Raw genomic sequence first — 20,448 nt, forward strand, 5'->3', positions numbered from 1 at the left:
ATAAGTGGCAAAAAATAAAAATTGCGCCTGAATAGGCGCTTTTTTTATGCTTAAATCAGTACAATGCTTAAAAAAGTTACAGTTTTATCGGTTTTGCTCGTCTTAACGTACGGCTGTACCCAAAAATCAAACAAAGTGACCCATAAACACACCAACGCGCTGATTGATGAAACTAGCCCCTACCTTTTACAACATGCCCATAATCCGGTAAACTGGGAAGCATGGAAACCAGAGGTCTTGGCACGTGCCAAAAAAGAGGACAAACCCTTGCTTATAAGTATTGGGTATGCTGCCTGCCATTGGTGCCATGTTATGGAAGAAGAATGTTTTGAAGATGAGGAAGTGGCACAGATGATGAACGAAAACTTCATCAATATTAAAATTGATAGGGAAGAACGGCCAGATGTGGACCAAATCTATATGGATGCCATTCAGATGATGTCTGGAAATGGAGGTTGGCCCCTCAATATTGTAGCCTTACCAGATGGAAGGCCATTTTGGGGAGCAACTTATGTACCCAAGGAAAATTGGATAAAATCCTTAAAGCAGCTTACGGATTTGTACAAGGACGATAAATCCAAAGTTGTACAATATGCAAGTGATTTGGCGAATGGCATAAATGCTATAAATCTGGTAGAAAACAAAAGCAACTCAGATATCTATTCCCTTGACCAATTGAATGCAGCAGTTACCAATTGGTCCAAACATTTTGACACCTATATAGGCGGTTACAAACGTGCCCCTAAATTTATGATGCCCAACAATTGGGATTTTCTTTTGCATTACGCTACGGCCAATTCCAAACCTGAAATCATGGAATATGTTGATACCACATTGACCCGTATGGCGTACGGAGGAATTTATGACCATGTTGGTGGCGGGTTTTCGAGATATGCGGTTGATACCAAATGGCATGTTCCACATTTTGAGAAAATGTTGTACGACAATGGTCAACTCACAAGCTTATATGCTAAAGCCTACGCCGTTACAAAAAACGATTTATACAAAAATGTGGTAGAAGAGACCATAAACTTTGTAAAAGAAGAATTGACGGATGAAAATGGAGGTTTTTATTCTTCCTTGGATGCCGATAGTCTTGATGAAAATGGGGAACTGGAAGAAGGTGCATACTACGTATGGAAAGAAGAAGAACTCACAGAAATCTTAGGTCCTGGTTTTAAAGTTTTCAAGGAGTATTACAATATCAATTCCTATGGTTTTTGGGAAAAAGGAAACTATGTATTGATACGAGATAAATCCGAAGAAGAAATTGCCAAGAAACATGGTATTGCCGTTTCAGATTTAAAGCAGAAAATGGGTACGGCACTGTACGTTCTAAAAGAAAAAAGGGAGGAACGATCCAAGCCAAGATTGGACGATAAGATTCTTACTTCATGGAACGGTCTTATGCTCAAAGGATTGGTAGATGCTTATCGCTACTTGGGAGAGAAGGAATATCTTGATCTTGCTATAAAAAATGCACTGTTCATTGAAAAAGAGATGCTTAAAAACGACCATTCCCTTTTCCGAAATCATAAAGAAGGGGAAAGTAGTATCAATGCTTTTCTAGAAGATTATGCCACCGTTATTGAAGCGTATCTAGCACTATATGAAGTTACTTTTAATGAGAAATGGCTAGACCATTCCAAAAGGCTTTTAGATTATACCCAACTACATTTTAGTGATAAGGAATCAGGAATGTTCTATTTCACTTCGGATGAAGATGAATCCCTTATCAGGAGAAGTATTGAGACCAATGACAATGTCATCTCTGCATCAAACTCCATTATGGCAAAGAATTTATTGAAGTTTCACAAACTTTTCCCTAATGAAGGTTATGGCGAAACAACGAAACAGATGTTGAAAAACATACAAGAGAATTTTGATAAAAGTGCACAAGGATTTGCCAATTGGTTACATGTAGTGCTTTATGAGAACAAGAACTTTTATGAGATAGCTGTCGTTGGAGCTGATTACAAGGAGCTGGGCAAAAAAATCCACAGTAACTATTTACCGAACAGCATTTTGGTAGGTTCCGAAAGAGATGGAAGTTTGGATTTACTGAAAAACAGGTTCAATGAAGGAGAAACTTTGGTTTACGTTTGTATTGAAGGTGCATGCAAGATTCCTGTTAATTCCGCCGAGGAAGTATTGAAACAGTTAAAAAAATAATCGAATTTGATAATCATAGTTTTGCAAAAAAAGACGACTTAACTTTATTTTGCGTACAACAAAAACCAATCCAATGGAAGATTTAAAAAATTACCAGCAACATATCGATAAGGCCATAGATTGGATATGGAACCTCTTACCCAACTTGATACTAGCCATTATCCTATTGATTGTAGGGCTATGGGTAGTGAAGTTCCTGAACAGGATGGTCCGAAAATTTTTCGAAAAGAAAGATTATGACCAAACGCTGGAAACTTTTTTGCAAAGTTTTATCTCTATAACCTTAAAAATCATCCTATTTGTATTAGTAGTGACACAATTAGGGGTAAAAACTTCTTCGTTGGTAGCTATATTAGGTGCCGCTGGATTAGCCATCGGACTGGCTTTACAAGGGTCCTTGGCAAATTTTGCTGGTGGAGTTCTTATTCTTCTCTTTAAGCCTTTTAAAGTTGGTGACTTTATCTCGGCCCAAGGAGTGGACGGGTCTGTAAAGGAAATCTCTATTTTTAATACAAAACTGAACACTTTTGGCAATCAAGTTGCCATTATTCCCAATGGACAGCTTTCTAACGGCAACATTATCAATTATAACTCAGAGGATAAAAGAAGGGACAATTACACTATTGGTATAGGTTACAGCTCCAGTATTAAAGAAGCAAAAGATATTCTTTTACAGATTTGCGCCGACAACGAAAATATTTTGAAAGACCCCATACCAGAAGTTTATGTTGGTTCATTAGGGGATAGTTCTGTAAACCTTTCGTTACGATATTGGGCAAAAAACGAAGTGTTTTGGCCTGCCAAATTCTATGTACATGAAGAATCGAAATTGCGATTTGACGATGCTGGAATAGAAATTCCATTCCCGCAACGGGTGGTGCATGATGTTGATTAATTGTTTTTTTTTCCTTGGAGGATAAAATCCTTTAAATAATAGGGCTCAAAATAGGCAACGTCCTCAAAAAGTCTATCTTGGTATTTTTGATGGGAAATTACCGCCATCTCTTTTGCCGAGGGTACTACCGAAGTATCAAAAATAAAATTGGGATGTTTTAACAGTTCTTGACATTTTTCCGCGCCGCTACCTATAACATGCACCTTATTTGAAGCGACATATTCAGCGAAGGCGTTCTCGTCAATAATGTCTGCTTTGACCTCTCTAACTTCAGTATAATCCTTGTTGTATACACCTGAATATACTTCCATCCTTCTTGCATCCAATACAGGAATAATCAGTTCTCCCTCTTGCGCATTGACCTGCCTTGCCATACTTTCTAATGTGGGTACTGAAATCAATGGTAAATCCAAAGAAAAACACAGTCCTTTTGCTGCCGAGACACCTATGCGAAGACCTGTATAGGAGCCTGGACCTTTACTAACAGCAACTGCATCCAACTCTGAAAAAGACAAAGAAGCCTTTTCCAAGGCTTCTTTTATAAATATATGCAATTGTTCAGCATGCGAATAATTTATCGCATTATTCTCTTTCAAGGTAATGGTAGCATCACCTTCGGATACACTTACGGAACAATTGGTAGTTGCAGTTTCTAGATTGAGTATTTTGGCCATAGCGGCCACAAAGATACTAGTTTAACGAAATTGGAATACCAAAATAGAATTCCAATATCTTTAATCTGAAAATATAATCATACTTGGTTCTGATGACCTCAGCCTCAGCATTATCGACCCTAGCCTGAGATTGGCTAAAATCAAATGCATTCATCAACCCAACATTAAAGCGCTCTTTGGCATAATCATACGCTAGCTTCCTGGCTTCCAGTGTTTTAATTGCTGCTTCATGTGCCTTACTAAAAGTTGTTACATCTACGTGTGCTTGTTGGATGTTAGTTTCAAGTTCTAGTTTGTTTTGTTCCAATTGTAACTTAGTTCGTTCTAACTCAATTTTCGACCTTTTCACACTATTACGGGTGTTCCAACCATTGAAAAATGGCACATTTAATTGAAAACCGTAGGTCGTTCCATCAAACCTCCAAAGTTGCTCCGTAAAAGGTCTGATAGTTAAGTCTATTGGATTAAGGTTTTGATCAGAATACCTTGTATTGTAATTTATAAAAGCGGTCAAGGTTGGATAATAGGCGCCTTTTGCTATTTTGATATCTTCTTTTGCCAAATCCACATTGGTCTCAGCAAGCTTTATATCATTTCTGAAGGTAAGCGCTTTATCAAAAATAACTTTTGGTGAATTCTTCAAAATATCCGATGGTGGGATTTCAAAGGATTGATCAGCAATGTCAAAATTCTCGTAATCCGTAATCTGTAATAGTTGTGCCAAATTTACTCGCGAAATTAAGACTTGTGCTTCTCCATTTACTATTTGCTGCTCTTGAGAAGCAGCGGTAGCTTCGATTTCTAACAAATCCCCTCTGGGAACAACACCTGACTCCACCAATTCCTTAGTTCTTTTACGGTCCTGCTCAGTGACAGCATATTGAGCTTCAAAAACTTTGAGCGATTCTTTGTTCGACAATACCTGTAAATAGGCATTGGCAACGTTCAATCGAATATCATCTTTTAAATCATCCAAGCGATATTGACTGGCAATGGCATTCATCTTAGCCCTGTTTAGATTTCTAAAATTTCTAAGTCCGTCAAAAAGTGTCCATCTAGAATTTAGGTTTCCCACATAATCAAGCTGTTTGCTAACCGGTTGCTGTGAAGTAGGATTAAACGAAAGACCAAGATTTTCACTTATTCTGGCATCACCGTTAAGATCGGGAAGCAGACCGCCAAAAGCATCTTTTTGTTCGATTTTCACCGTTTCTAAATCAAGCTCTGACTGCTCAATGGTAAGGTTATTCTCCACAGCGTAGACGACACATTCTTCTAAAGTCCATTTTCTCATTTGCGCGTTGGTGATGAACATCGCACAAAACAATAGGAGTAAAGTGATTTTAAGTTTCATTCGGTTTTCGATTTTTTGATTGATACAATTTGTTGGTCTATTCATCCTCGGCATCTTCTTTCCGTTCTAGCTTGTTCCATACTTTTATTTTGGCATCTTCTTCAAGTCCAGAGACTATTTCTACATCAATTCCATCACTTACTCCCAGTTCAAGCTCTTTGCGCTCAAATTCATTCTCTCCTGTTTCAACTTCAACATAGGGTTGCTCTGTATCTTTATCAAACTGCAACAATGCCTCTTTAAGTGTTAGCACATCTTTCTTCTCCTCTAGAACGATTGATGCATTTGCACTATACCCAGCTCTAACATAAGTACTGTCGCTAACGACCAAATCACCTTCAATTTTAAATTGGACAGCACCTTCTGTTTCAACTCCTTTTGGAGCTATAAACTTAAGTTTTGCGTTGAATTTATCCTTTTCAAGGGCACCTAGATTAATTTCCAAAGGCATCCCTAAGTGGAGTTTACCTACCTCGGCTTCGTCCACTTCTCCTTCAAAAATCATTTTGGTCATATCTGCTATCGTTGCAATCGTGGTTCCATCATTAAAATTGTTACTTTGTATGACCTGATCTCCTTCTTTTACCGGAATCTCCAAAATAGTACCGGATACTGTAGCACGGATATTCGTATTAGCCGCAGTTGAGCCTCCAATAGAACCTCTTCGGATAATCTGATAATCACCCCTTGCATTTTTCAATTCCTGTTGGGCCTGTTCATAGGTCAATTTCTGATTGGTGTAATCTTGATTGGACACCACGCCTTTATCGTACAACGTTTTGTTTCTATCATATTCCATTTTGGCATTGTTCAAGGCCAATTCAGCGTTGCGAACACGGCCTTGCGCTTGGTAAAGGGATTGCTCATTGGGCACAACCTTGATGACCGCAATTAAATCGCCTGCATTGACCTTAGCACCTTCTTCCAGATGGATTTTATCTATAATTCCAGAAATCTGTGGTTTTATATTGATTTCATCTTCAGGAATTACTTTCCCTGTTACAATTACTTTATTTACGATATCCTTTTTTTCTAGGGATTCGGTTTTATACAATTGGGTCGGAGTGCTGTTCTGTTTTAGAAAATAGACAATAGCGTATAGGATTCCAATACATAAAATCCCTATTAATCCATATTTTAAATACTTGTTCATTTATAAATTATTTGATTATTATCTGAATTATTTAGTTTTGGTCATTCTTCTCTTAATGCTTCTATTGGCCTTACTTTAACCGCTTTATTTGCTGGGATCAATCCTATCAACACGCTTAGTCCCACCATCAATAAAAAAGAAATAAGAAATTGTGGAATACTTACCATAGGATTCACGAACGGAAAATCGTCACCACTTCCAAACATAGAATTAAGCAGTCCTAGAATACCTACGGATATCGCAAATCCTATAAGTCCAGCAAAAGCAGTTAAAACAATGGCTTCTACCACAATCTGCCTTTTTACGGTTCTTGGAGTGGCTCCTAACGCTCTCCGTACACCAATTTCTTTGGTACGCTCCTTAACGGTAATCAACAGAATATTACTGATAGCTATTACCCCTGCCAACAAAGTAAAAATGCCAACAAAGAAGGAGAAACCTTTAAGTACATCTGTAAAACCGGTGATGTTATTGAATATTTCGGACATATCGAAACTACCAATGGCTCTTTCATCATCTGGGTGGATATCATACTTGGTCTTAAGTATGGTCTTGATTTGATTTTCCACAACGGGAACTTTGGTATTTGGTTCTACGGCAATGGCCATCCATCCCATACGGTCGCCCGTATTAAATGCTTTTTGAAAAGTGGTAAAAGGTATGAATACCGCATTTTCACCATCAATATTTATATTGTTGTTAGGTTTGTAAATACCTACAACAGTGAAGAATACCCCATTGATACGAATATCTTGACCAATGGCATTCTCACCTTTATCGAACAATAGTTTATAGGTTTCTTCACCTATAACACATATTTTTTTAGAGTTTTCAATATCAGTTTTGTTCAAAAACCTCCCTTCGACCAACTTCTTTTTGGTGATATTATCAATTTCTGGATAATCCCCATAAACGGAAGAACCACTTTTTCTTCCGTCCCTATATACGGTGACAACATCCCTATGACTTCCCAATTCTATCCTTGGTGCCAAAACCTCTATTTCCGGGATTTGTTTTCTTAAAATATCAGCATCTTCAATCTTATATCGTATTCTTCTGCCCCGCTCAAAGCCTTTGTAAGGTTCGGATGTTGATTGCCCCCAAATAAAAAGACTATTGGAAGCGGTACCTGCAAAAACTTTATTAAAACCATTGCTCATACCGTTTGCGGAGCCTAAAAGCAATATCAGGATAATCATAGCGAAAATGACACCTAACATAGTTAAGAACGTACGGAACATGTTCTTCCCAAGGGTATGAAAAATCTCTATCCACAAGTCTTTATCGAACAACCACATAACTATTTATCGCTTAATGCTACAATCGGTTTTACATTTGCCGCTTTTATCGCTGGGATAAGACCTGCCAGAACTCCGGCAACAATCAATATAATTGTAGCCGTAACTACCGTCGACAAACTAACGGAAGGGTTACTAAATGCAGGAGTGTCTATCGCGGGTCCTAAAAGTGACAGAATAATCCAAGCGAATATCAAACCTATAAAACCTGATAGTGCCGTTATAAAAGTCGATTCCAAAAGAACTAAATTGATAATTTGCTTTGGCATGGCGCCCAATGCTTTTCTAACCCCTATTTCCTTAGTTCGCTCTTTGATAGTAAATACCATGATATTACCGATGCCTACTATCCCTGCAACTAAAATTAAAAATCCAACACCGATACTTATGGCATTCAGTACCGCAGAAAAACTACTGATGTCATCAAATGCTTCAGCATAGTTCCATACGTTTATTCCTGCTTGATCCGATGGCGATACCTTATGCCTTCTCTTCATTAAATCTTCCAATCTACCCGAAAATTCCAGCGCCTTGGGAAGATCAAAAGATGGATTATAAGTCAGCAAAATCTGATTTATGGTATTGGTATTCCCATAAATTCTTTGGTATGTGCTTACTGGCGCATATATCCTACGTTCTGCGTTATCGTCACCATCATCTGTAAAAACCCCAACAACCCTGAAGGGCAAACTATTGAACTCAGCAAACTTTCCTATAGGGTCTTCCTGTCCAAATAAATCCTCACTGACCTTTCTTCCGATAACAGCGACTTTGGCTTTATTGACAATATCCGCATTGTTGATATACCTTCCTTTAGTTACAATGGTTTTCTCAATAGCTTGATGGTCCGGGTGAACCCCTTGCACCGAATAGGAGCCTGTTTCACTTTTGTAACGTGCAGTGGTATTGCTAAAATATCTTGCGCTTATATATTCAACATCATCTGGAAAGCTATTCTTTATATAATCAAGATCGTCATTTTTGAACTGGATTCTTCTCCCCGCTTCAAAACCTGCGTAGGCTTTTGCAGTAGTACCAGGTCTAACAAAAATAGAGTTTGTGGCATCGTCATTGAACTGGTTGGTAAAACCGTTTTGCATTCCGTTAACAGAAGCAAGCAGCATCACCAGAATAAAAATTGCCCACCCTACGGAAAACCCAGTCAAAAAAGTCCTAAGCTTGTTGTTTCTTAAGGTATGGAATATTTCTTGCCAAATGTCACGATCAAACATACTGTTCCGCTCTAACTTGTTCTATCTTTTTGTCTTCTACAATCACTCCATCTTTTAAGTGTACGATACGTTTGCACATATGGGCGATATCTTCTTCGTGGGTCACTACTAAAATGGTATTTCCTTCGTCATTGATTTTTTGAATCAAATCCATTACTTCATATGAAGTCTTACTGTCCAACGCACCAGTTGGCTCATCTGCCAAAAGTACCTTAGGCTCTGCAGCCATTGCTCTTGCAATCGCAACACGTTGTTTTTGACCACCCGATAATTCACTGGGCAAATGTGTGGCCCACTCTTTTAATCCTACTCTTTCCAAATAGTTCAATGCTTTTACCTGACGTTCTTTTCTTCCTACCTTTTGATAATATAAAGGAAGAGCTACATTCTCAAGAGCCGATTTGTAATTAATAAGGTTGAACGATTGAAAGATGAAACCTAAAAACTTATTTCGATATTGGGCGGCCTTTGTTTCTGTTAAATCCTTAATCGGTACGCCATCTAAAATATACTCACCATTATCAGCGCCATCCAACATTCCCAAAATATTTAGCAATGTGGATTTTCCCGAACCTGAAGATCCCATTATGGCAACAAGCTCTCCTGATTGAGCGGTAAAATTTATTCCTTTTAAAACGTGAAGTGAATTGCTTCCCATTTTATAGGATTTGTGAAGATCTTTGATTTCTATCATGAGTTGGTACTGTTAGCTGTTTGGAACCTGTAGCTCCTTCAATAGGACTTACAAGTTGTTAAATTGTTACAAGATTAATTGATTTTTTTTGTTAAATATTAATTGGAATCTTCTTCCTCTTCTATGGCATTCCAAACTTTGATGTTATCTTCCTGATTTAGACCAGATTTCACCTCAACAAAAATGCCATCACTGATTCCAAGTTCAATATCCTTACGTTCAAATTGCTGTTCCGAAGTTTCAATTTCGACGTATGGTTTTTTAGTTTCATCATCAAATTGAACCAGTGCCTCCTTTAACGCCAAAACGCCATCTGCCCTAGCTAAAATTATGGATGCATTTGCACTTAGACCTGCACGGATAAAAACAGTATCTTGTTTTTTCAATGTTCCCTTTATCTCAAACTGAATGGCACCGTTCTCCTCTACTCCTTTTGGTGCTATATAGTCTAATACCGCATCAAAAACCTTATCTTCAATAGCGCCTACGGTAATTTCCAAAGGCAGGTTTTCTTTTATTTTTCCAACTTCAGATTCGTCTACCTTACCTTCAAAAATCATCTTTTCCACATCGGCAATAGCTGCTATCGTTGTTCCTTCATTGAAATTGTTACTCTCTATAATCTGGTTTCCTTTTTCAACCGGCACATCGAGCACCATACCACTTACTGTAGATCGTATCAAGGTATTAGCTGCGTTTCTAAAACCACTTGTTGTACCCGTTTTCACAATGTCATACCTTTTATTAGCAGCACGATATGATTGTTTTGCTTGATCAAATGTGACCTCGGCGCGCTCCAAATCTGCTTTGGGAATAACCCCTTTTTCAAAAAGCGATAGTTGTCGGTCATAATTTCTTTTTTGGTCATCTAAATTGATTCTAACCTCATCAATGGCGTTTCTTGCATCGATAAGGGCATTTAAGTTAGGGACTACTTTTATTTTTGCCAATAGGTCTCCTGATTTCACATAATCTCCGCCCTCCACATATATTTCTTCTATTACTCCAGAAATATTAGGTTTGATGAGCACCTCTTCCAAAGGAAGAATACTCCCAGTTGCAACAGCTTTTTTTACGATATTTTGTTTGGAAAGTTTTTCCGTTTCATAAACTACGGGGTTCTCGGCGTTTTTTTGATAGAGGTAATACATTGAACCACCAAATACAATTACTATGAGTAATAAGATGATAATGGTAACTGACTTTTTCATTTTCGTTTTATGATTTAGTTTGATTGATTTTCAATTTTATTCCGTCCTCAATGCTTCAATGGGTCGAACACGGATAGCACTTTGCGCTGGTATAAATCCAGCCAATAGTCCTGAAACCATTAATATGGTAAGGGCACCACTTACGACACCAACACTAACACTTGGGTTAACGAACATATCCACGGGGCCAACACTGTCCAATAAAGAATTGATTCCATAGATGACCAGGGAACCAAAGATGATGCCTATCATTCCAGAAATAATGGTCAAGAAAATTGACTCCATCAATATTTGTTTCTTAATGGATATAGGTTCTTCACCCAAAGCCCTGCGTATTCCTATTTCCTTGGTCCGCTCTTTTACAACGATCAGCATAATATTGCTCACCCCAATGATACCGGAAAGCAACACCATGATACCAACGAGATATGCGATGGCCTTTAATCCAAAGAACAAACTCTCTACCCGGTTAAATTGTTCATACAAGTCAAAATATCCAATGGCTCTTTTGTCTTCTGGATGTACTTTATGTCTTTCGCGCATCACATTGACAATACCCTCCTTAAGCTGGGAAATAGAACTTCCATCATGTGCAGTTATGGCCATCCATCCAACATCTTCCCCCCTATTAAAGGCTTGTGAAAACGAAGTGAACGGTACAAAGATTTCCTTTTGTGCTTCTTCACCATCCCCATCATTACTGTTCTTTTTGTAAGTTCCTATGACCATGAAATTGACGCCTTGAATCTTGATATATGTTCCCAAAACCTCTTCTCCTTTTTCGTAAAGCTCCGATTTAACGCCTTGGCCAATAATCGCCACTTTTCTTTTTTCTTGGATATCATTGTGGTTTAAAAAACGACCAGAAGTAACGGTCATAGGATCTTGATTAATGATTTCTGGGTAATCACCATAAACATTGTAAGCTCCGACCCGTATTCCCCGAATCACGTTTCCACCGCCCCTAAAGCCACCTAATTGGTTTCTTGGGGAAATAAATCTAAGATTGGGCACATTGTCCTTAATGGCCTGAACATCGTCTACCTTAAACTCAAAACTTCTCCCTTTTGGCAATCCTTCATATGCTTTTGTGGTACTTCTGGTCCACATAAACATCGTATTTGTAGCAATATCTCCAAAGTCTTGTCGTATCCCATTTTCAAAACCTTTCCCCGCCGCTAACAATACGATGAGAATAAAAATTCCCCAACAAACACCAAAAGCTGTTAGTATGGTCCTACCAACATTGCTGGTTAGGACTTCCAAAATTTCCCTCCATCTATCTCTATTGAACATTACCTTTACTTAGAGTGAACATTTTACTCATCTTTTAAAGATTCTATCACTTGTACCTTTGCAGCTCTCCAAGCTGGAACAAATCCTGCAACTGTCCCTGCAAAAATCAATACCATTACCGTCGAAAATGCCACATTAAAATTCACCGACGGATTAACGATATAATCTATTTCAACATGCGGCCCTACAACCTCCAACAGGGTCATACTAAAAATAAGGCCAGCAAATCCAGAAATGGCAGTTACAAAAATAGATTCGTGTAAAATCATCCCAACAATGGACCAAGGTTTGGCCCCAAGAGCCTTTCTTATACCAATTTCACGAGTACGTTCTTTAACAACTATGAGCATAATGTTGCTTACTCCCACTACTCCGGCAATAATGGTACAGACACCCACAAACCAGAAGAAAAGCTTCATATTTCCCGTAATCCCGTAATAACGCTTGGCTTCTTCCATAGCACTCCAGACCCTTACACCCGATTCATCTTCGGGTGCCACCATATGCTCTTCCTTCAGGTATTTTCTTAAGTTATCTTTAAAGCTTATGGCACTGGCCACAGCTTCTTCAAAATTTTCTGCGGGCGGCAGCGTATAAGACAATGTATTTAAGGTATCATCTCCATTAAAAACACGTTGGGCCGTTGTTAACGGAATATAGATTCGTTCTTCTTCCCGCTCGTTCTGTTCATTGAAAACCCCTATAATCGTAAATCTAATTCCAGAAATATCTATTGACTCACCAATTGGAGTATCCATCTTATTGAATACGTCTTCTTTGATTTTCTTACCAATGACGGCTACTTTACCTAGTGAAATCTCATCTTTGTAGTTTATAAAACGACCTTCCGAAGTACCAAAACCCTCTATAAACTGAAACTCGGAAGACACTCCCTGTATACCGTACACCAAGGCTTCATTCCCGTAGACTATATCTACACCTCGAACAAAGACCCGGGGAGATTCGTACTCAATTTCTTCTTTGAACAAACGCCCGGCCATTTCATAATCCCTATTCTTAAATCGAACAACTCTTCCTGGGTTGAGTCCTTTATAAGCTCTTGATGTTGTTTCCGGCCATGCCCATATACTTGTTGTAGCGTCTTGCTTGAACTCTTTTTCAATACCATTTTGCATACCTTGCCCAAAGCCTAATAAAATCACGAGAATAAATATCCCAGAAGCAACGGATAGCCCTGTGAGAAATGTGCGAAGTTTGTTCTTACGGATGGTGTCAAATATCTCTTGCCACCTTTCTATATCGAACATATGGTTGTTAGTTTGATGATTGATGAATACGCATACGTACTCTTATATGACGTGCCCCAAAAGAATTTGTTACACTTTACACACAAAAAATACTAAAAAAATACGAATCGCCTAACCCTTCATCTTTTTGTAAATGAAAAAGAACAGTCCTGCCACCAAAATATAAGGAATTGCCATAAGATAAACTATACCGTTATTGATTCCCTCAGCGGTTTTACCATCTGTTTCGCTTTCTACGACCGCTCTGCACATGGCGCATTGTGCATTCGAAACCTCTGGAAAAATAAAAAAAATCAACAGCAGAAAAAACAAACTCTTTCTTCCCAACGATATATTGAGAGAACCGCTACGGGAAACAGAAGAAGGAATTAAGTTTGTTTTTTTAGTGGACATAATACGGTGAAATCATTAAGTAGACGACAACTCCGGTTATTGCAACGTATAACCAAATGGGAAATGTGTATTTTGCCCATTTTCTATGCGAGGCAAAATCATTCAAATACGCTTTGGCATAGGTACGCAGAACCAAGGGGATTACTGCTATGGAAAGCACAATATGGGAAATAAGAATAACGTAGTAGATGTACTTAATGGCGCCTTCACCACCAAATTTTGTACTCTCTGATGTCATATGATATGCAACGTACATAACAAGGAATAGCAATGAAAGACCAATACAAGTAATCATCAACTTTTGATGTACGTCCTTTTTCCCATTCTTAATTGCGAAAACAGCAGCAATTAGCAATATAGCCGTTAAGCCATTGATGGAAGCATAGATAGGGGGCAAAAAGGATAACGGTTCTGCATTTGGAATTTTATAGCCAAACAATAATGCCACTACTACTGGTATTGCAATCGATATGATCGTAATCCATTTATTGAAACGTCTTTCTCGTATTGAAACTTCACTTGTCATTCTTCTAGCAATAACTTTTTTATGTCCTCTTTTAACATCGTTATCTGTTGTGGCTCGCCTTCGTCACTCACTCCTTCTTTTTCTGTTATGGTTCCCCTGTAGTAAATCAAGGGATTACCGTTCACATCTGTTCTGGAGCGTATAAATCCTTCTTTGTCGACCAAAGCAAACATACCAGAGTGTTCAAAGCCACCTGGAGCACTTTCATCTTCATTAGCTATAATATAAAAACCTTCTTGAGCAAGTTTATATATATCTTCTTGATCTCCAGTCATTAAATGCCAGTCCTTATCTGTTATCCCGTAGCGTTTAGTATATTTTTTCAATATAGAAGGCGTATCATATCTTGGATTTATTGTAAATGAAGCCACTCCAAAATTATCATATTCTTCAAACGTATCTTGAAGTTCAACCAAATTTTTGGTCATTATAGGACAAATAGTAGGACAGGTGGTAAAGAAAAATTCTACCACATATACTTTTCCTAGAAAATCTTCATTTGAGATAAGCAGACTATCCTGATTGTGAAAGGAAAATTCTGGAACACGTCTTTTTTGTCCATTGGTCAATATAAATGCAAGATCAGTTTGCAAAGAACCAATGCTCATTCTATCATTTTCGACAATTGTTCCTTCTTTGAGTCTTTTTGTTATTTCATAAACGGCAAAAATCCCGAACACCAAAATAATGGTCGACACCCAAACGTAGGTATATTTCTTTTTGTTATTTGCTCCTGTCGGCATTATTTTTCTTTAGAGCAAGACGATATTCAGCAAGAATAATCTTAACATCATCTTCCATTTTGTTATTTAATTCTGCAACAGAGGTAGTATTGAAGCCGTATTTGACGCCCTCATCTTCATCGTCTTCCCTTCCGCGTAGGTTTCGATCTTTATCAATGATAAAAACGTATGGTGTGCCCAAATTTTCATCTAAATTTACATTGACATTTAAACTCTGGAAAAAAGTTTCTATTTCTGAATCGGTTTCAAAGACAAAATTCCACTTGTCCACATCGGATAATTCTCCCAATTCTTCTTTAAGGGATTCTACTCCATCCTCATTTCCTTGGGGTACGACCATAGCCATTTGGAAATCAACAAATCCACTAAACCGTTTGTAAATTTTCTGATTGAGATTAAAGGCGTTCCCTTTTACATCATCTATATCATTGCCCAAGAATCCCAAAATGGTAATTTTTCCATCCATGTTCAAACCTTTCAAATCGGGAATATTTTCTGTGAGAACAGGCAATTTTCCAAAGTTATTTACCCCAGAGGCAAAGAAAAGGTAAGCCACTAATGGAAATATAAATAATATAACTAAAACAAAAGTCTTTTTCATTTTAACCCACTTATACAAAAATAAAAAAGACGGTTAGTAAACCGTCTTTTTTCTATGTTAATACTTTCTTAGAAGTCCCAAGCCAAAAAGCCGTCTTTGAACACATTGTAGATATAATCGGCTTCAAATAGCAGGATGAATATCAAATAGGAAACCAGAAATATTGGGGTCCATACTATAGCTCTCCTCAAGGAACTTTTTTCATCACGCAGGTGCATAAAATCCCAAGCAATATAATATGCTTTGACAAGGGTCAATATGATGAAGATCCAATTAAGGAGTTTCATGCCCAAAAAATAATTCTTGGTCAAAAGTTCTGGTTTAATAATACCCAAGGCAACCTCTATTGCAGTTACAATAGATAGGAATACAAGTACTCCCCATATTTTTTGAATATTGGACTTAAACTTTAAAAGTCCCCTGAAAATTTCCAGTTTATGCTCGTGCGCCATTTTATTATATTTTTTTTGAATTTCTGAATTCCAGAAATTAGATCAAGTTATACCAAATAGAAGAATGTAAATACAAAAACCCATACTAAATCCACAAAGTGCCAGTAGAGCCCTACTTTTTCAACCATCTCATAATGCCCTCTTCGCTCGTATGTTCCTAAAATGACATTGAAAAAGATAATTACATTGATGACTACGCCAGAGAATACGTGAAATCCGTGAAATCCTGTAATGAAGAAGAAAAAATCTGCAAACAGTCGGCTACCGTACTCATTACGGACAAGATTAGCTCCTTCAACCACCAAACTTGCATCCTTAAGTTTTGCAAGTGATTCTTGGCGATTTAATATCGTCTTCTCTCCTTCATCATTTATCGTTTCTGTACGAATTAATATATTAGGACTTGCCTTGAACCCTTCCAAAACTTCATTTACAGAGTAACTGGGTAAAGGTTTCCCTTCATAATACCATACTCCGTTCTTGCTTTCATGCTCAACTCGCTCGCTTGATATAGTTGTGGAAAAATCACTTAAGGCGGCGCGTTTTCCTGTTTCTGCGTCTACGAACTGGAGAATTCTTCCTCCTTTAGTCTCTATAGCTCCATAATCACCTTTTATGAATGTTGCCCATTCCCATGCTTGTGAACCCACAAAAATAGCACCTCCGATTACGGTGAGGAACATATAAAAAATGACTTTCTTCTGCATCATTTTATGGCCTGCATCCACAGCAAGCACCATAGTTACAGAGGACATGATCAAAATAAAAGTCATGAAAGCCACATAATACATTGGATAGTTTCCATGGAAAAAGGGAACGTGGGTAAATACTTCATCAGCAATGGGCCAAGTCTCTATAAACTTAAATCTAGAGAAGCCATAGGAGACCAAAAAACCAGAAAAGGTCAAAGCATCAGAGACAATAAAAAACCACATCATTAATTTTCCATAGCTCGCTCCCAGCGGACGATTTCCGCCTCCCCAAACATTATCTTCAGTACCGGTAGTTACCGTTGTATCCATAAAAAAGTCGATTTAATAAAACATTCACAAATTTACATCTTTTGATGTATTCGAAAAGATAAAGTTCAATGAAAACTTTTTCTCTTAAAATTTATTTTACAAAAAGCATAAATAGTATCAAATACACCCAAAGAAAATCTAAAAAATGCCAAAAAGTGGCACCCAATTCCAGCCCCAACATAGTATCTGGCATATATTTTCCCCTAATTTGCTGTACCAAAACCACCAATAGCGAAATTAGACCAGCGACCACGTGGGCTATGTGTACAGCAGCAATCAAAAATACATACGACATTTTAATACTGCTCGTTGGACCCGTAAAATAATATCCGTTTTCCAGCATTTGCGAGAATCCCATAAATTGTAATATGATAAAGGAAATCCCAAAAACCAATGTGGTTACCAGAAAAATAGTTCCCAACTTCTGATTATTTTTCTTGACTGCCTGCTTTGCGAGTACATAAGTAATACTACTTAATATTATTATAGCGGTACTTATAAAAAAAGCTTGTGGCAATTCTAAATCACTGATCCAATCATCTCGTTTACTACTTACGATATAGGCACTCGTCCAACCAGCAAACCCCATAATCAAGCTTACAATACCAAACCAAAGCATCATTTTCTTGGCCCGGCTGTTCTTTTGCTGCATTGTTCCTTCGGTCAAATCCATTTAAATCTAAAATTTAATTCCTGCTATAATAAAATATATTTTAAAACCTTATTCTTCATATTTCGTTTTTAAGCTCAATCAATTCAAATCGCTATTTAGAACTCTTAAAATAGTGTTTTACTGAATTTATCTATAACGAATATTAGTTGTATCAATGAAATATAGGTCACACTTGCCAGCATTAACCTTCTTGCGGAAGGATTATCGCGTTTTTCATACAGTTTAAATGCAAAACCAAGCATTGCCAAACCTGCCAATAGCACGATAATAGCTGCAGGTACGGACAACTGTAATCGACCTGTAAAACCAAATGCAGGCATTACTGAAATAACGATCATCCAAATGGTGTATAATATAATTTGTAGTGCTGTGCCAGTATCTTTTTTGCCTGTAGGCAACATTTTAAAGCCTCCTTTTTTGTAGTCTTCATCCAACATCCAACCCAATGCCCAAAAATGGGGGAACTGCCAAAAGAACTGAATCATAAAGAGGGTTCCTGATTCTATACCAAAATCATTTGTTGCTGCCACCCACCCCAACATAAAGGGTATGGCGCCCGGGAAAGCACCAACGAATACAGAAAGTGGGGTCTTAGTTTTTAAAGGTGTATATACACTCGTGTATAGAAAGATTGAAATTGCACCGAACATTGCCGTTTTTGGGCTGAGGACATATAAAGACAACACTCCCAACAATGTTAGCGCAATGGCTATTGCCATAGCAGTATTTACCGACATACGCCCAGAAGGAACTGGACGGTTTCTGGTACGTTTCATCAAAGCGTCCAAATCTTTTTCAATGACTTGGTTGTAGGCATTGGAAGCACCTACCATACAATACCCGCCAAAGGCAAGCAAAAGCACTGATACAAAATCGATTTGATAAGCACCCAGAAAATATCCTGCAATGGAAGAGAAAACCACACTTACTGCCAAGCGGGCCTTAGTGATTTCCTTAAAATCGGCATAAATTAAAGACCAAGATGTACTTTTTACAGAACTTACTGCAGATTTCATCCACTAGTTATATTGGCTGGCAAAGATAATGTCAGAGCAACTCTTTTCCAACCAATTGCCAGTCTTTATATTGTTTCTAAGGAAATATCCACTCTCAATTATATAACATTGCCACAGTATTTATGACAGTTCTCATAAAAACAAAAAAAAGCCCTAGCGAGAACACTAGGGCTTTTTCAATTCTTGCCTCGGCAAGAATTACATATATCTTATTGTAACTTAAAGGTAATTGGGATACTGAAAGGTACCTTAACCGCTCTTCCCCGTTGCTTACCTGGAGTCATCTTTGGGAGCTTATTGATAATTCGCAATGCTTCTTTTTCCAAGTTTTTATCCGGTCCACGCATTCTAATATTACCGATGCTACCATCTTTTTGAATTACGAAAATGACATTCACCCTTCCTTGTACACCCATTTCTTGGGCAATTTCTGGATAGCGGAAATTTTTACGAATGTGTTTTTGCATCATCTCTTGAAAACACTTCTTCTTATTGCTGGCGCCTTCGCAACCAGGGAAAACAGGAACGTCTTCAATAACCGCAAATGGTACAGAAATATCTTCTTCAACTTCCTCGACTTCAACCTCTTCTATTTCCATCACCTCTTCATCCTGACTGGTCTCAGTTGATTCGATTACGGTTTCTTCAACTTCTTCTTCATCTTCTACAACTTCGATAACTTCTGGAGCAGCTGGTGGCGGTGGCGGTGGCGGAGTCTTTATCTGTTCCGTCATTGGTACTTCTTCGTCCAACTGATCTTCAATATTCATAGAGATATCATAATCGTTATCAGGGTCGTACTTTTTCCATTCCATGGCTCCGTAAACCAATCCCAAAACGGCCGCTAATCCTATTACAAAATAGAGCGTACTGTTTTTTCCTACATCTGCCTTTGGATTCTTTTTTAGTTCCATTGTTTTGATTTTAATGTTCGCTAATTTAATTATTAATTAGTTAAATAAGCAATTAAATTTTCCATTTTAACGGCCTTTCTTTAGAAAAAAACCATTTAATAACACTAACTCCTACAATTGCGCCAAGCGTATTTGCAATAATATCTCCAAATTCGGCCATGCGATTTGCAGTAACTGTGTATTGTAACACCTCAATAAATATGCCATATGCTATAGCTGTAAACAAGATTGACAATACTGCTCTTCCTATGGTTATATCTCCCTGTGTACGTTCCCTTAAAAAGAAGCAACCCAGTATTGCAAAAATCAGGTAAAATGAAAAATGGACAATCTTGTCCGCATAAGGAATAGCAACTCCACTAGTATCAACCCCTGAAAAAGAAAATAAGCTAAGTATTGTAATAAAAAATACCCAGCTTACAAATAATATTGCAAAAACGTGCTTTTTAAGCACCAATCAATGCTTTATAGTCCTCATCACTCATTAGACCATCTACTTCCGAAGGATCGCTTATTTTTATTTTGATCATCCAACCTTCACCGTAAGGGTCGGAATTCACCTTTTCGGGCTCATCTTCCAAGACCTCATTGAATTCCACGATTTCACCACTTAGCGGTAAAAATAAATCAGAAACAGTTTTTACAGCTTCCACCGTACCGAACACTTCTTCTTTGTCAAGTGTCTCATCCAAAGTCTCTACTTCGACATAGACGATATCCCCCAACTCCCCTTGTGCAAAGTCAGTAATTCCCACAGTTGCCGTATCACCTTCAATCTTGATCCATTCGTGATCTTTCGTATATTTTAATTCTGCTGGTACGTTCATTGTTTTAATTTCTTTTAGTCCAGTGACAAATGTA

General features: G+C 37.8%; 22 protein-coding genes. 2 read left to right on the forward strand and 20 right to left on the reverse strand.

The genetic code is table 11. The annotated features are described in order from the left end of the window. Window positions 1–63 precede the first annotated feature (63 nt). Both KIM67_RS00085 and KIM67_RS00090 read left to right on the forward strand, forming a co-directional pair. Window positions 64–2,172, forward strand: a complete 2,109-nt coding sequence (locus KIM67_RS00085) for a thioredoxin domain-containing protein (RefSeq protein ID WP_213829345.1) — start codon at window positions 64–66, stop codon at window positions 2,170–2,172. Window positions 2,173–2,245: 73 nt separating this feature from the next. Next, window positions 2,246–3,067: a mechanosensitive ion channel family protein gene (locus KIM67_RS00090; protein WP_213829346.1), complete on the forward strand. Its 822-nt coding sequence runs from the start codon at window positions 2,246–2,248 to the stop codon at window positions 3,065–3,067. On the opposite strand, the gene tsaB is transcribed toward KIM67_RS00090, so the two are convergent. The 20 genes from tsaB to gcvH all read right to left on the reverse strand — a co-directional run bounded on the left by tsaB (window position 3,064) and on the right by gcvH (window position 20,414). Next, window positions 3,064–3,741, reverse strand: a complete 678-nt coding sequence (gene tsaB, locus KIM67_RS00095) for a tRNA (adenosine(37)-N6)-threonylcarbamoyltransferase complex dimerization subunit type 1 TsaB (protein WP_213829347.1) — start codon at window positions 3,739–3,741, stop codon at window positions 3,064–3,066. The genes KIM67_RS00090 and tsaB overlap by 4 nt on opposite strands. A gap of 16 nt (window positions 3,742–3,757) precedes the next feature. Continuing rightward, window positions 3,758–5,095: a TolC family protein gene (locus KIM67_RS00100; RefSeq protein ID WP_213829348.1), complete on the reverse strand. Its 1,338-nt coding sequence runs from the start codon at window positions 5,093–5,095 to the stop codon at window positions 3,758–3,760. 37 nt (window positions 5,096–5,132) lie between these two features. Then, window positions 5,133–6,248, reverse strand: coding sequence for an efflux RND transporter periplasmic adaptor subunit (locus tag KIM67_RS00105; RefSeq protein WP_213829349.1), 1,116 nt, complete (start codon window positions 6,246–6,248; stop codon window positions 5,133–5,135). Between the two features lie 41 nt (window positions 6,249–6,289). After that, window positions 6,290–7,546, reverse strand: a complete 1,257-nt coding sequence (locus KIM67_RS00110; RefSeq protein ID WP_213829350.1) for an ABC transporter permease — start codon at window positions 7,544–7,546, stop codon at window positions 6,290–6,292. A gap of 2 nt (window positions 7,547–7,548) precedes the next feature. Then, on the reverse strand, window positions 7,549–8,778 hold the full coding sequence (locus KIM67_RS00115; RefSeq protein ID WP_213829351.1) for an ABC transporter permease: 1,230 nt from the start codon (window positions 8,776–8,778) through the stop codon (window positions 7,549–7,551). Then, on the reverse strand, window positions 8,771–9,472 hold the full coding sequence (locus tag KIM67_RS00120) for an ABC transporter ATP-binding protein (RefSeq protein ID WP_213829352.1): 702 nt from the start codon (window positions 9,470–9,472) through the stop codon (window positions 8,771–8,773). Before KIM67_RS00120 ends, KIM67_RS00115 begins: the two co-directional genes overlap by 8 nt. 98 nt (window positions 9,473–9,570) lie before the next feature. Beyond that, a complete protein-coding gene (locus KIM67_RS00125; RefSeq protein WP_213829353.1) occupies window positions 9,571–10,683 on the reverse strand; it encodes an efflux RND transporter periplasmic adaptor subunit in 1,113 nt (370 codons plus the stop codon). Window positions 10,684–10,719: 36 nt separating this feature from the next. Further along, window positions 10,720–11,979 carry an ABC transporter permease gene (locus tag KIM67_RS00130; protein ID WP_213829354.1) on the reverse strand — a complete coding sequence of 420 codons (1,260 nt, stop codon included), beginning with the start codon at window positions 11,977–11,979 and terminating at the stop codon, window positions 10,720–10,722. Window positions 11,980–12,002: 23 nt separating this feature from the next. Continuing rightward, window positions 12,003–13,247, reverse strand: a complete 1,245-nt coding sequence (locus KIM67_RS00135) for an ABC transporter permease (protein ID WP_213829355.1) — start codon at window positions 13,245–13,247, stop codon at window positions 12,003–12,005. A 111-nt stretch (window positions 13,248–13,358) separates the two neighbouring features. Further along, window positions 13,359–13,574: a hypothetical protein gene (locus tag KIM67_RS00140; RefSeq protein ID WP_213829626.1), complete on the reverse strand. Its 216-nt coding sequence runs from the start codon at window positions 13,572–13,574 to the stop codon at window positions 13,359–13,361. 55 nt (window positions 13,575–13,629) lie between these two features. Then, window positions 13,630–14,166 (reverse strand): DUF420 domain-containing protein, encoded by a 537-nt coding sequence (locus KIM67_RS00145; RefSeq protein ID WP_213829356.1) that lies wholly within the window; start codon window positions 14,164–14,166, stop codon window positions 13,630–13,632. Then, entirely contained in the window at window positions 14,163–14,909 is a 747-nt protein-coding gene (locus KIM67_RS00150; RefSeq protein WP_213829357.1) for an SCO family protein, read from the reverse strand. Before KIM67_RS00150 ends, KIM67_RS00145 begins: the two co-directional genes overlap by 4 nt. After that, complete coding sequence (locus tag KIM67_RS00155; protein WP_213829358.1) at window positions 14,890–15,510, reverse strand: hypothetical protein; 621 nt, start codon at window positions 15,508–15,510, stop codon at window positions 14,890–14,892. Before KIM67_RS00155 ends, KIM67_RS00150 begins: the two co-directional genes overlap by 20 nt. A 68-nt stretch (window positions 15,511–15,578) precedes the next feature. Beyond that, complete coding sequence (locus KIM67_RS00160) at window positions 15,579–15,962, reverse strand: cytochrome C oxidase subunit IV family protein (RefSeq protein ID WP_213829359.1); 384 nt, start codon at window positions 15,960–15,962, stop codon at window positions 15,579–15,581. Between the two features lie 47 nt (window positions 15,963–16,009). Continuing rightward, the gene (locus KIM67_RS00165) at window positions 16,010–16,984 is read right to left on the reverse strand and encodes a cytochrome c oxidase subunit 3 (RefSeq protein ID WP_213829360.1); all 975 of its coding nucleotides are present in this window, start codon (window positions 16,982–16,984) and stop codon (window positions 16,010–16,012) included. Between the two features lie 91 nt (window positions 16,985–17,075). Next, on the reverse strand, window positions 17,076–17,657 hold the full coding sequence (locus KIM67_RS00170; protein WP_213829361.1) for a cytochrome c oxidase subunit 3: 582 nt from the start codon (window positions 17,655–17,657) through the stop codon (window positions 17,076–17,078). 104 nt (window positions 17,658–17,761) lie between these two features. Continuing rightward, window positions 17,762–18,673 (reverse strand): heme o synthase, encoded by a 912-nt coding sequence (cyoE, locus tag KIM67_RS00175; protein WP_213829362.1) that lies wholly within the window; start codon window positions 18,671–18,673, stop codon window positions 17,762–17,764. Between the two features lie 209 nt (window positions 18,674–18,882). Then, on the reverse strand, window positions 18,883–19,587 hold the full coding sequence (locus KIM67_RS00180; protein WP_213829363.1) for an energy transducer TonB: 705 nt from the start codon (window positions 19,585–19,587) through the stop codon (window positions 18,883–18,885). A 52-nt stretch (window positions 19,588–19,639) separates the two neighbouring features. Next, a complete protein-coding gene (locus KIM67_RS00185; protein WP_213829364.1) occupies window positions 19,640–20,041 on the reverse strand; it encodes a VanZ family protein in 402 nt (133 codons plus the stop codon). Beyond that, window positions 20,034–20,414, reverse strand: coding sequence for a glycine cleavage system protein GcvH (gene gcvH, locus KIM67_RS00190; RefSeq protein ID WP_213829365.1), 381 nt, complete (start codon window positions 20,412–20,414; stop codon window positions 20,034–20,036). Before gcvH ends, KIM67_RS00185 begins: the two co-directional genes overlap by 8 nt. Window positions 20,415–20,448: the final 34 nt, after the last annotated feature.

Source organism: Flagellimonas sp. 389, from assembly GCF_018449435.1.
Taxonomy (GTDB): Bacteria; Bacteroidota; Bacteroidia; order Flavobacteriales; family Flavobacteriaceae; genus Flagellimonas.